This is a genomic window from Sphingobium sp. DN12, assembly GCF_051058005.1.
Classification (GTDB): domain Bacteria; phylum Pseudomonadota; class Alphaproteobacteria; order Sphingomonadales; family Sphingomonadaceae; genus Sphingobium; species Sphingobium yanoikuyae.
Genome location: NZ_CP173717.1, coordinates 1,062,131 through 1,075,000 on the forward strand (window position 1 = coordinate 1,062,131; position 12,870 = coordinate 1,075,000).

A 12,870-nucleotide genomic window follows, 5' to 3' on the forward strand; every position below is an offset into this window, starting at 1 on the left:
AAATTTTTGATGGGGGAAATTTTCGGGCCTGCGTCTCCGACAATGAGAGGGTTTCCGGCCACGCAGCCGGACGAGGGGACAACCTCAAAAGATCAGAGCCCATCCGAAGGGATCGGATGGCGGGAGCCAGGGGAAGACATATGGGTGTGTATCGGAACAAGGGAGCCTGCGCGGCGAGCCTGATCGCCATGGGATGGGCCATGACCGCAGGCAGCGCATTGGCGCAGGACGGCGCCCCGGCGGCGGATGCGGCGGACGGCATCGTCGTGGTCGGCTCGCAGATCAAGGGCGCCAAGATCAACGAGGCGCTGCCGGTCACGGTGGTATCGACCGACGAGATCAAGAGCGCAGCCGCCGTATCGGGCGACGAACTGTTCCGTTCGATCCCGCAATTTGGCGACGTCCAGTTCAACAGCCAATATCTGCCCGGCAGCTCCAACGGCGCGCGCGGCGACGTCGGTTCGCTCGACCTGCGCAGCCTGGGCATCGGCAACACGCTGGTGCTGCTGAACGGCCGCCGTGTCGTTGCCCACCCGACCAGCCAGGCCAACGACCAGCTGGTGCCGGTGCTGAGCTACAACACCAATGCCATCCCGGTGAACGGGCTGGAGCGGCTGGAAGTGCTGCGCGACGGCGCGGCCGCCATTTACGGCGCGGACGCGGTGGCGGGCGTGGTCAACACCGTGCTCAAGACCGATTATCAGGGCGCGGAACTGTCGCTGCAATATGGCGGCGCGGAAGGCACCGGCCTGCGCGAGTTCAACGGCAATGGCGTGATCGGCACCAACTTCGCCGAAAATCGCGGCAATATCACGCTGTTCGGCAGCTATGACCATGGCACCGGCCTGGATTCGACCGAGCAATATTATACCGAATCCTCCGACCGCCGTGGCCTGTTCGAAGGCGCCGCGTTCGAAGGCTCGACCTCGCTTGACGGCCGGTCGACCACCACGCCCTTCGCCAACCTGCGCACATATGGCAATGTGCCGGTGACCATCAACGGCACGTCCCTGACCAATGCATCGGGCCAGTTCCACCTGCAGCCGACCAGCAGCACCGGCTGCGTCGCGGCAATCGGCAATGATCGCTGCATCCAGAATGGTGCGATGGCAACGGCGGGCGCAGACCGCGACCTGCGTTATGACTCGCTGGCGCAGGGCACGTCGATCATGCCGCGCCTCAACCGCCTGAACCTGTTCATGACCGGCCATTATGACATCAGCGACGATGTCACCTTCTTCGCCGAAGCCGGCTTCTATCGCAGCAAGACCAAGGCGCAGCAGAGCCCGGTCGCGACGCTCAGCTCGATCCCGATCTATGTGCCGGCAAGTAACTACTGGAACCCGCTGGGCCAGGCCGTGTTCGCCAACGGCACCGTCAATCCCAACCGCCTGGCCGGCACCAACGCGCCGGCCGAAGGCCTGCCGCTCACCATCAACAATTATCTGTTCGATGACTTCGGTCCGATGAACATCACCGTGACCAACCAGCAATATCGCCTGCTGGCCGGCCTGCGCGGCGAGTTCAACGGCTTCAACTGGGAAAGCGCGGTCAGCTATTCCGAAGCCTGGGCCCGCGACGTCAGCGACAATATCAGCCGCACAAAGCTGCAGGAATATCTGTCGCTCTCGACCCCGGACGCCTACAACATCTTCGGCACGTCGGTGAACAGCCAGTCGACCATCGATGCGATGCGCGAGGAGCTGGTCCGCTATACCAAGTCGACCCTGGCGACCTATGACTTCCGCATTTCCAAGAGCGACCTGTTCACCCTGCCGGGTGGCAATGTCGGCTTTGCCGCCGGTATCGAGGCACGGCGCGAGACTCAGCTCGACGATCGCGATCCGCGCATCGACGGCACCATCACCTATACCGATCCGCTGACCGGCGCGGTCTCGGGCGACTTCGTCAACTCGGCGCTCAACAACGACACCAGCGGCCATCGCGAAGTGTTCGGCGCCTATGCGGAATTTGCCGTGCCGCTGGTTTCGCCGGAAATGGACATTCCGCTGGTGCGCAGCCTGGATCTCCAGCTGGCCGGCCGCTACGAACATTATAGCGATTTCGGCGATGTCGCCGTGCCCAAGATCGCCGGCGCCTGGGAAGTGGTGCGCGGCATCCGCTTCCGTGGTTCCTGGGCCAAGTCGTTCCGTGCCCCGAACCTGGAGCAGACCAACGCGACGGTCGTGACGCGCGCGAACAGTCGCACCGACTATATCATGTGCGAGGCGGATGTCCGCGCCGGCCGTATCACCGACTTCTCGCAATGTTCGCGGGCGCAGACCACCTCGGCCCGGCGTTCGGGTAACCCGGATCTCGATCCTGAACGGGCAAAGACCCTGTCCTTCGGCGTCGTGCTGGAGCCGCCGCTGCCCGACGGCATGGGCCATCTGACCTTCACCACCGACTGGTGGCGGGTGCGCCAGACCGGCCTGGTCGGCATCTTCGGCGAAGGCAATGCGCTGATCCTCGACTATCTGCTGCGCAAGCAGGGATCGAGCAATCCGAACGTGATCCGCGCCGCGGCGACCGCTTCGGATATCGAAGCCTTTGCCGGCACCGGCCTGACCCCGGCGGGCGAGGTGCTCTACGTCCTCGACCAATATACCAATTTGCAGCCGCAGACGGTGAAGGGCCTGGACTTCAACCTGACCTATCGCACGCCTGAAACCAGCGTCGGCAGCTTCAACTTCGCGGTCAATGCGTCGCACTTCCTGAAATATTATCAGGAACCCTCGCCGGGCATCGCCGAACTGCTGGCGGCGCAGGACGCGGGCGACATCGACGCCGCCGTCAACATCTCGGGCGGCCGCAGCCTGCTGCAGCTCGATCGCAAGCCCAAGTGGCGCGGTTCGGCCTCGCTCACCTGGTCGCTCAATAATGTGACGGTCGGCGCCTTCGCCCAATATACCGGCAAGGTCTATGACACCGGCCTGATCGATGCGGACGGCGATTACTGGACGGTCAAGGCGACCACCACGGCGAACCTCTATGGCCAGTATCGCTTCACCGAGGGATCGCTGAGCGGCACCAGCATGCGCATCGGCGTGCGCAACCTGTTCGACAAGGCACCGCCGCTGTCGTCCAGTGGCTATCAGGGCCAGCTTTATTCGCCGCTGCGTCGCTATTGGTACTTGAACGTCAGCCACAAATTCTGATGCCTCCTGGGGCACCGGCCATCGCGCCGGTGCCCATTTTTTGCTTTCGGGACATGTTATTGATGAAATCGCTGCGCGCGCTGCCGCTTGTCGCCCTGATGATCCTGAGCGTGCCGGCCGGCACCGCGCTGGCCCAGCCCGCGCCGGCGGCAAGTCCGGCCCCGGCCAGCCTGTTCACGCTGGCGGGCGGGCAGAAGATCGTCCTGCCCAGGGCGGGCGCCAATGGCGTCATCGCCCGCTATCTCTACACCCCCTCGATCGCCGGCGGCCTGGGCGCTGCCGAGATCGGCCTGGATCGCGCGCGGCTCGGCGAGACGCAGGTGCTGCTGTTCCGCAAGGTCGGCAACAAGGTGCTGGCCGAGTTCGAGAATTACCGTTTCCGCGCGCTCAATGGCGACGCCGGCGAGGAACAGGCGGTCGCGCGCTCCTTCTCCAATTCGCCGATCTGGTCGGGCGATATTGTCAGCGAAGATGACAAGGGCATCACGCTCGACCTGTCCGGCCTGCTGATGCGCGATGCCTTTGACGTCGCCGGGCGGCTGAAGGCGACCAAGGCCGGCACTTTCAAGATTGCGCCGGCACTGTCCTATGTCGATCCGGCACAGAGCCTGGCCTTCCCGGACAATGTCGAGTTCGAGGCGGCGCTGACCTTCACCAGCGACGAGCCGGGGCGCAGCATCGAGCGGGTGTTGCCCGATGCGCGCGGGCTGACGGTGCGGGTGCATCACAGCTTCATCCGCCTGCCCGACGCCAATTTCCACACCCGCGCCCATGACCCGCGCACCGGCACGTCGGTCCAGGTCATCCGCAATAACTATGCCGCCGCGCTGGACGAGCCGATCGTCACCCGGCTGGTCCGCCGGTTCCGGCTGGAAAAGACCGATCCCAATGCCGCGCGTTCGGCGGTCAAGAAGCCGATCATCTTCTATGTCGACCGCGCCGCGCCGCAGGCGATCCGCGATGCGCTGAAGGAAGGCGCCCAATGGTGGGCGCAGGCGTTCGACGCCGCCGGCTTCGTCGACGCCTTCCGGGTCGAGGAACTGCCGGTCGGCGCCAATCCGATGGACGCGCGCTACAATGTCATCGCCTGGGTCCATCGCGAGACGCGCGGCTGGTCGACCGGCACCACCATCGTCGATCCGCGCAGCGGCGAAATCGTGCGCGGCGTGGTGCAGCTGGGATCGCTGCGCGCCTGGCAGGACAAGCTGATCTTCGAGGGGCTGGCCGGCGCGGCGAAGGAGGGCACCGGCGCCAGCGACGACCCGATCATGCTGGTCAAGGCGCGGCTGCGCCAGCTCGCCGTGCATGAGGTCGGCCATGCGCTGGGCCTGTCCCATAATTTCGCCGGTTCGACCTTCGAGAACCGGGCGTCGGTGATGGACTATCCCGCGCCGCGCATCGCCGTGCGGGACGGTGCGCTCGACTTTTCCGACGCCTATGCCACCGGCGTCGGCGCCTGGGACAGGTTCGCGATCGACTGGCTCTATCGCCAGTTCCCGGCCGGCACCGACGAGAAGGGGGCGCTCGACGCCATGACCCGCGCGGTCCAGGCCAAGGGCTATCGCTTTGTCGCCGATGGTGACACACGCGGCGATGGCGATGCCCAGCCCTGGGGCAATATGTGGGATGACGGCACGGATGCCGCCGCGCAGCTCACCCATATCATGGATGTGCGCCGGATCGCGCTCGACCGCTTCGGCCTCGACAATCTGCCGGCCGGGGCGGCCGCCGCCGACCTGCGCCGGATGATCGTGCCGATCTACCTGTTCCACCGCTATCAGGTAACGGCCGCGTCGAAGCTGATCGGCGGGGTGGATTACAGCTATGCGGTGAAGGGCGATGGCCATGAGCAGGCGCTGCCGGTCGACGCCGCGCAGCAGCGGGCGGCGCTGCGCGCCCTGCTCGCGACGCTCGACCCCGCCGCGCTCGATCTGCCCGATCGCCTGTCACCTTTGCTGTCATCGATCCAGTCGGGCATGAGCGACCGCCAGACCGACATCGAACTGCTGCCCGGCCGCACCGCCGCCGCCTTCGACTGGGGGCGCGCGGCCGAAGTGGCGGCCGACGGCAGCTTCATCGCGATGCTGGCGCCCGAGCGGCTCAACCGGTTGGTGGCGCAGCATGCCGCCGATGCCGGCCAGCTGTCGCTCGACGAATATCTGGGCGCGATCGACGATCGGGTGATGGCCGCCGGGGCAACGGGCCGGCAGGCGGAAATCGCGCGGCAGGTCCGTGCCCGCTATGTCCTGCGCCTCATCAGCCTGGCCGATGACAAGCAATTGTCGTCGACCGCGATCGCGATCGTGCGGGCGCATATGGAAAGCCTGGCCGGGCGCCTCGGCAAGCGCGGCGCTCCCGCCGACGCCGCGCATAATCGCTATCTCGCCACCATGCTGACGGCCTCGCCCGAGGAGCGCGCCAAGCTGGCCGAGCCGATCGCGCCGCCGCCGCCGATCCCGCCGGGTGCGCCGATCGGCAGCGATGCCGAATGCTGGTTCTGCATGCCGGCGGTGCCGGCGACCGAAGAATAATCATTGCCTTTGAGGGGGAAGTACCATGCGTAAATCTGTTGTCACTGCTCTGCTGGCCTCGGCCATCGCCCTGCCGATCGCGCTGCATTCCGCCGCCTCCGTCTCGGCCCCGGCCGATGGCGGCACGGTCGCCATCGTCGGCGCGACCATTTTCGACGGCACCGGCGCGGCGCCCGCGCCCGGCACCGTGCTGATCCAGGATGGCCGCATCACCGCCGTCGGCGCCGATGTGAAGGTGCCGCGCGGCGCCAGGGTCATCAACGCCAAGGGCAAGGCGCTGCTGCCCGGCTTCTTCGACGTCCATACCCACTGGACCGCCGGCGGCAGCCCCAGCACCTTCCCGCAGATCGCCAATGCCTATGTCGCGGCTGGCGTGACCACGGTGAATGATTTCAACGAAGCGCCCGAGGCGTTCGCGCCGCTGCGCGCCTGGCTGGGCCAGATGAACGCGCCCCATGTCCGCTTCGCCGCGCGGATCAGCACGCCCGGCGGCCATGGCGCCGACTGGGCCGATCAGGCGACCACCATCTGGGTCAACACGCCCGGCGCCGGCAAGGCCGCGATCGAGAGCCTGGTGCCCTATCAGCCCGATCTGGTGAAGATATTCTCCGACGGCTGGCGCTATGGCGTGTCGCCCGACAATACCAGCATGGACGAATGGACGCTGAAGGCCACGGTCGAGGCGGCGCATGTCCAGAACTGGCCGGTGCTGACCCACACCGTCACCGTCGATCGCGGCCTGGTCGCGGCGCGGGCGGGCGTGGATTCGCTGGCCCATGGCCTGCAGGACCGGCCGATCACCGCCGAGGAAGTCGCCGCGATCAAGCAGAGCGGCATGGCGATGGCGCCGACGCTGGCGGTCTATGATCCCTATAAGCGCGGCGACGTGAAGGCGGACGATCCGCGCCTGAAGCAGACCTTCCGCAAGTTTGGCTTTGCGCTGGGCAATGTGAAGGCGCTGTTCGATGCCGGCGTGCCGATCGCGCTGGGCACCGATGCGGGCATGCCGGGCACGCCGCATGGTCCGTCGACCCTGCACGAGATGGAATTGCTGGTGCAGGCCGGCCTGACGCCGAGCCAGGCGCTGGTCGCCGGCACCCAGACCAGCGCGAAGATCATGCGCATCGATGCCGATCGCGGCACCATCGCGGTCGGCAAGCGCGCCGACATCGTGCTGATCGACGGCACCCCCTGGACCAACATCAAGGATGTCTACAAGGTCTCGCAGGTGCTGATCGACGGCAAGCTGGCCTATGGCGCCGGCGCCCCGGCGCTGCCCGCCGCCAACAAGACCGACCGTCTGCCCTCGATCAGCGTGCCGGCGCTGATCGACGATTTCGAGCGCGACGATCGCCGCTCGTCGATCGACACGTTGCGCGTCGACACGCCCGATGGCGGCATCGACCGGTCGGTCGAGATCACCCAGACGGTGCCGCGTGACGAGGGCGGCAAGGCGCTGTCGCTGTCGGCGCGCATGGCGGTCAAGGAAGCGGCCTATGCGGGCTTTGCCATTCCGCTCAGCCGCGGGTCGATCACCCCGGCGAAGATCAGCGGCTACAAGGGCCTGCGCTTCGAGCTGAAGGGCGACGGCACCTATACCGTTCGCCTGAACGGCCTGGACGGCGTCTGGGAAGCACAGGTGCAGGGCGGCGCGGGCTGGGCGGCGGTCGAGGTGCCGTTCAGCCAGTTCAAGCCGGTCGAGCGGCGCGGCAAGGTCGGCCCGGCCTTCACCGGCGACGGCATCACCCAGGTCGAGTTCGGCGGATCGCGCGGTCCCGGCAAGCGCATGTGGTTGCAGATCGACAATGTCCGCTTCTACTAAGGGCTGACGGCCTGCTTGAAGGGGCGCGATGAAGCATCGCGCCCCTTCTGTTTATGCCCCACGACGACCAGATATCTGGAGAGATTGCATGAAACCCCATTGGCTTTTCCTGTCGGGCGCGCTGCTGTTGCAGGCGGTTCCTGCCGCGGCCCAGACTGGCGCCCAATCCAGCACGCCGACCCCGCCCGAGCGCTTCTTCAAGCAGCCGCCGGGGACCGACTATTATCTCGCCAACTACAGCGAATATGAGGCCTATCTCCAGAAGCTGGCGACCCAGAGCGACCGGATGAAGCTGGTCGACATCGGCAAGAGCGCGGAAGGGCGCAGCCAGTGGATGGCGATCGTCTCCTCGCCCGCGAACCTCGCCAAGCTGGACGCGTATCGCGCCATTGCCGAAAAGCTGGCCCGCGCCCATGGCGTGGACGAGACGGAAGCGCGCAAGCTGGCGGCGCAGGGCAAGGCGGTGGTCTGGATCGACGCAGGCATGCACGCGACCGAGACGGTGACGTCGCAGGGGCAGATCCAGGTGCTTTACCGGATGCTGACCCAGTCGGACCCGGAAACGATGCGCATGCTGGACGACTGCATCATCCTGTTCGCGCATGACAATCCCGACGGCATGGAACTGGTCGCCAACTGGTATATGCGCTCGGCCGATCCCAAGAAGCGCGAGATGGCGACGCTGCCGCGCCTCTACCAGAAATATATCGGCCACGATAATAACCGCGACAGCTTCATGGCGGCGATGCCCGAGACCGAGAATGTCAATCGGGTGCTGTTCCGCCAATGGTATCCGCAGATCGTCTATAACCAGCATCAGACCGGGCCGGAGGGCATGGTGGTGTTCGTGCCGCCGTTCCGCGATCCGTTCAATTTCAACTATGACCCGATCGTCATGGCGCAACTCAACGAAGTCGGCTTCGCCATGCATTCGCGCCTGATTTCCGAAGGCAAGGCGGGGTCGGGCACGCGCAGCGCGGCGCCCTATTCGACCTGGCACAATGGCATGGAACGATCGGTCGCCTATTTCCACAACAGCATCGGCCTGCTGACCGAGATCATCGGCGGGCCGACCCCGGCGAAGATCCCGCTGGTGCCATCGACCCAGTTGCCGCGCGGCGACGAGATGATGCCGATCGGCCCGCGCGACTGGCATTTGCAGGATTCGCTCGACTATCAGTGGACGCTCGACCGCGCCGTCATCGACTATGCCTCGCGCAATCGCGAGCGGTTGCTGTTCAACATCTGGAAGATGGGCGCCAACAGCATCGAGAAGGGCAGCAAGGACAGCTGGACCATCACCCCGTCCAAGGTCGACCGGCTGGCCAACGCCAAGGCGCTGGACGAAGGGCGCGGCCCCAAGAAGGTCGATCCCGGCCTCTACAAGACGATGCTGCAGGCCCCGGCCGAGCGCGATCCGCGCGCTTACATCATTCCCGCCGACCAGCGCGACATGCCGACCGCGATCGCGTTCCTCAACGCGCTCATCAAGAATGGCGTCGAGGTGGAGCGCGCCGACGCGCCGTTCCAGGCGGGCGGGAAAAGCTATGCCGCCGGCTCCTATATCGTGCGCACCGATCAGGCCTATCGCCCGCATGTGATCGACATGTTCGAGCCGCAGGACCATCCGCACGACACGGATTTCCCCGGCGGCCCGCCCAAGGCGCCCTATGACATTACCGGCTATACTTTGGCCTATCAGATGGGGATCGGCTTCGACCGGCTGCTCGACGGGCTGGACCAGCATTTCACTCCGGTCCCCGATCTGCTGGCGCCGCCGCCCGGCCGGATCGTGGGGCAGGGCAAGGCCGGCTGGATCGTCGGCCATGAAAGCAACAACAGCTTCATCCTGACCAACCGCCTGTTGAAGGCGGGCGTGCGTCCGGCCTGGCTGAAGCAGGCGGTGAGCGCCGATGGCGAGGCGATGCAGGCCGGCGCGATCTGGATCCCGGCATCGGCCGGCGCGCAGAAGATCCTCGGCGACGCGGTGACGCAGCTGGGCCTGACCGCCCATGCGCTCGACGCCGCGCCGCAGGGTGATCGCATTGCGCTCAAACCCCTGCGCATCGGCCTGGTCGATCGCTATGGCGGCAATATCCCGACCGGCTGGACCCGCTTCCTGCTGGAGAAGTTCGAATTCCCGTTCGCGCCGGTCTATGCCAAGCGTCTGGATGCGGGCAATCTGGCGAAGGATTATGATGTGCTGTTGTTCGCCGACGGCGCGCTGCCGCCGAGCGGCGCCTGGGGAACGGCCCGCGCCGGCAAGCAGCCGGACGTCAAGGACACGCCGGCCGAGTTCGTGCCGATGCTGGGCGATCTGACCGACGCCAAGACGGTGCCGGCGGTCGCGGACTTCGCCCGCAACGGCGGCGCAGTGGTGGCGATCGGCAATTCGGCCCGCTTCATCGACCTGCTCGGCACGCCGCTCAAGCCTGCATTGTCCCGCGAGGTGGAGGGGGCGATGAAGCCGCTCGACACCAAGAGCTTCTTCATCCCCGGATCGATCCTGCGTGCGCGCGTCGATAACCGCCAGCCGCTGGCCTATGGCCTGCCCGATCAGGTGGACATGTTCTTCAACCGCTCGCAGACCTTCGTGACGGCGAATGCCACTCCTTATGGCCAGGTGTCCTGGTTCGAGGGGCGCGACCTGCTGCGCAGCGGCTGGGCCGTGGGACAGGAAAAGCTGGCCGGCACGATCGCCGTCGCCGATGTCGATGTCGGCAAGGGCAAGCTGCTGGTGATGGGGCCGGAAGTGGCTCAGCGCGCCCAATCCTATGGCACGTTCAAATTCCTGTTCAACGCGCTGCTCTATGGCGCGGCCGATCGGAAATAAGGAAAGGAGCGGGGCGTCATCGGACGCCCCGCTCTTCCGGATCAGCCCCGGACGGCGCAGTCGCCGGGGATGATCTGATCGCCGCGGGTCAGGACGATCCGGTCGGCGCTGCGCGCTACATGCACCAGCCCCTGCTGCTCCAGCGCTTCGGCCAGGCCATCGGCATTGTCGATGTCGAATACGCCGCTGATGGCGATATGCGCGGCATCCTCCTTCACCTCCAGCCGGCCCGAGCCATAGCGGTTCATTTCCGCCGCGACCTCGGACAGGCAGCGGCCGGTGAAGACGATGCGGCCGTCGCGCCAGGCGCTTTCGCGGGTCACGTCGACCGGGTCGACCGAAATGCTCTGATCCTTCTGGGTCAGGCGCATGCCGGCAGGCAGCAGGGTCGCGCGGCTGCCATCGCGCGTCCGGGCAGCGGTGACGACGCGCACCAGCCCTTCGGTCGTTGTCACCTGTTCCCGGCCCGAAAGGCGCGACACGTCGAAGGCGGTGCCGACCGCCGTGGCCGTGAGCTTGCCGGCCGATACGCTGAAGGGGCGGCTCTTGTCCTTTTGGACGGCGAAATAGGCGCGGCCCGATTCCAGCGCGACCGCCCGCTTGTCGGTGGAGAAGGCAAAGCGGATCGCACTGTCGGCGTCCAGGATCACGCGCGATCCATCGGGCAGCTGGATATTGCGGCGGCGGCCGGCCGGGCTGAACAGGCGCGTGCCCGTCGCCCGTGCCACCTGTTCGCCGGACAGGGCAGGCGGCACGGGATGGTCGGCAGGCCGGCTGGTGAACCAGAGCGTCGCCGGCACCGCCAGCAGCGCGGTCAGCGAGGCCGCCAACAAGGCCGCGCGCCACAGGCGGCGGCTGGTGGATGGCGCAGCGGCTTCGCTCTGGCGCGTCTGCATCTGGGCGAGCATCGCCACGATCGCATCATCCTGCTCCGCGGCGCCGGCGACATCCCAGCCGCGCTCGACAGCGTCCATGGCCGCGCGATGCGCCGGGGCCGCGTCGCACCAGGCGGCGATCGCCGCCCGCTCGGCGAATGTCGCCGTGCCGGACTGCAACCGCGCCCAATGGGCGGCGGCGATGTCGAAGGGGTCGTCCCCGTCCTGGGTCATGAAGTGACCGCTATCCTATCGTGCCATGCGCCGGGCGATACGCGCGACGGCCTTGGCGACATGTTTCTCGATCGCGCTCACCGAAATGCCCAGCCTTTCCGCAATATCGCCATAGGCCAGCCCTTCGTAGCGCCGCATCAGGAAGATGTCGCGGGTCCGTTCCGGCAGCTCTTCCAGCGCGCGGACGACCTGGGCGATCTCTTCCCTTGCCTGTAAGACGCGGTCGGCGGTCCGTTCCTCAGCAGGATGATCCTTTTCCGTCAGTTCATCATGCCCCTTGGCATGACGGACCTGATCGCGCCGCGCCTGATCGCGCAATACGCTGGATGCGGTGCGGAAGATATAGCCTTCCAGATTGTCGATGCCGTCGGGCGACTGGCGCACATGCATGCGCAGCATCACGTCCTGCACCAGATCGTCGACGATATGGGCGCTGGTGACGCGGCGGGCGAAATAGCGGCGCAGCGCCGGGATATAGGCGGAATAGTCGGTCGCCCTGTTTTCCACCCCGCCCGGTTGCGGCAACGACGATCCTGATAGACGGTTCAACCCCGAAACCCCTTGTCCGCGCTTTCAAACCCCTTGCGGGCCGCCCCGGCGACCCGCATCACCAATGCCGGTCCCAGCTCAGCAGGATCGATCGCGGTCCTGAACTGAACGTTTGACCGACCCCATATCCGTTAGTCACCGCGCGCAAATTCGCGACGCGATTGAAAATATTGCGCGCCCGCAGCGACAGGCTGGTCCGTTCCCGGCGCCAGCTGACCCCCGCACCGAACAGCGAGAAGCCCGACGTCTCGACGAAATCGGGATCGTCGCGGGTGAAGGTGGACCAGGAGCCGGACTGATATTGCCAGTCGCCCTCGACCGTCAGTTGGCCATGGCCGCCAACCGACCAGTTGCGCGCCAGGCTGGCCTGCAACCGGCGATGCGGCACGAAGGGGATGCTGTCGCCCTTGTCGGCGCCGCCGACCAGCGGCGCGGCGTCGGACACGCGGGTCAGGTCGGCGCGGATCAGGCTGGCTTCCAGCCGGGCGGTCAGGCCCGGCAGCGGGCGGGCGACCAGTTCGAACTCGGTGCCCAGGATCATCGCATTGCCGACATTGACCAGATAGGCGTGCGAGCGATTTTCCGACAGCGCCCGATACTGCATGTCGCGCCAGTCGTTCATATAGGCGGTCAGCGTCATCTCGCTGTCGCGTCCCAGATGCAGGTTGAAGCCCAGTTCGGCGCCCCACAGGCTGTCGCCATCATAGGTGCGGCGATCGGGCAGCAGCACCGAGGCGGTGTTGACCCCGCCCGGCCGGATGCTGCGCGTCAGCTGGGTATGCCAGCTGGCGCCCGGCGCGATCGGCAGGTCGATATGGACGCGGGTGCTGAGCCCGCCCGAGCGGCTGACGGTGCGCGGCCAGGAGTC

Annotated in this window: 7 protein-coding genes (1 of these 7 running past the window's edge); 4 read left to right on the forward strand and 3 right to left on the reverse strand. The window is 66.5% G+C overall.

The features are described 5' to 3' along the window. Positions 1-200 precede the first annotated feature (200 nt). The 4 genes from ACI6S0_RS05105 (at position 201) to ACI6S0_RS05120 (ending at position 10,344) form a co-directional block, all read left to right on the forward strand. A complete protein-coding gene (locus ACI6S0_RS05105) occupies positions 201-3,158 on the forward strand; it encodes a TonB-dependent receptor domain-containing protein (RefSeq protein ID WP_434405194.1) in 2,958 nt (985 codons plus the stop codon). Between the two features lie 62 nt (positions 3,159-3,220). Further along, the gene (locus tag ACI6S0_RS05110; protein WP_434405195.1) at positions 3,221-5,689 is read left to right on the forward strand and encodes a zinc-dependent metalloprotease; all 2,469 of its coding nucleotides are present in this window, start codon (positions 3,221-3,223) and stop codon (positions 5,687-5,689) included. A 25-nt stretch (positions 5,690-5,714) separates the two neighbouring features. Further along, the gene (locus ACI6S0_RS05115; RefSeq protein ID WP_048939383.1) at positions 5,715-7,511 is read left to right on the forward strand and encodes a CIA30 family protein; all 1,797 of its coding nucleotides are present in this window, start codon (positions 5,715-5,717) and stop codon (positions 7,509-7,511) included. Positions 7,512-7,599: 88 nt separating this feature from the next. Beyond that, positions 7,600-10,344 carry a M14 family zinc carboxypeptidase gene (locus tag ACI6S0_RS05120; protein ID WP_434405196.1) on the forward strand — a complete coding sequence of 915 codons (2,745 nt, stop codon included), beginning with the start codon at positions 7,600-7,602 and terminating at the stop codon, positions 10,342-10,344. Positions 10,345-10,385: 41 nt separating this feature from the next. Here ACI6S0_RS05120 and ACI6S0_RS05125 read toward each other — a convergent pair whose 3' ends face one another. The 3 genes from ACI6S0_RS05125 to ACI6S0_RS05135 all read right to left on the reverse strand — a co-directional run. Next, complete coding sequence (locus ACI6S0_RS05125) at positions 10,386-11,453, reverse strand: FecR family protein (protein WP_434405197.1); 1,068 nt, start codon at positions 11,451-11,453, stop codon at positions 10,386-10,388. Between the two features lie 15 nt (positions 11,454-11,468). Then, a complete protein-coding gene (locus tag ACI6S0_RS05130) occupies positions 11,469-11,978 on the reverse strand; it encodes an RNA polymerase sigma factor (RefSeq protein ID WP_434405904.1) in 510 nt (169 codons plus the stop codon). Positions 11,979-12,060: 82 nt separating this feature from the next. Continuing rightward, positions 12,061-12,870: the end of a TonB-dependent receptor plug domain-containing protein gene (locus ACI6S0_RS05135; protein WP_434405198.1), read on the reverse strand. 1,728 nt of this gene lie beyond the right edge of the window; only the last 810 of its 2,538 coding nucleotides appear in the window; its start codon lies off the right edge, out of view; it ends in the stop codon at positions 12,061-12,063.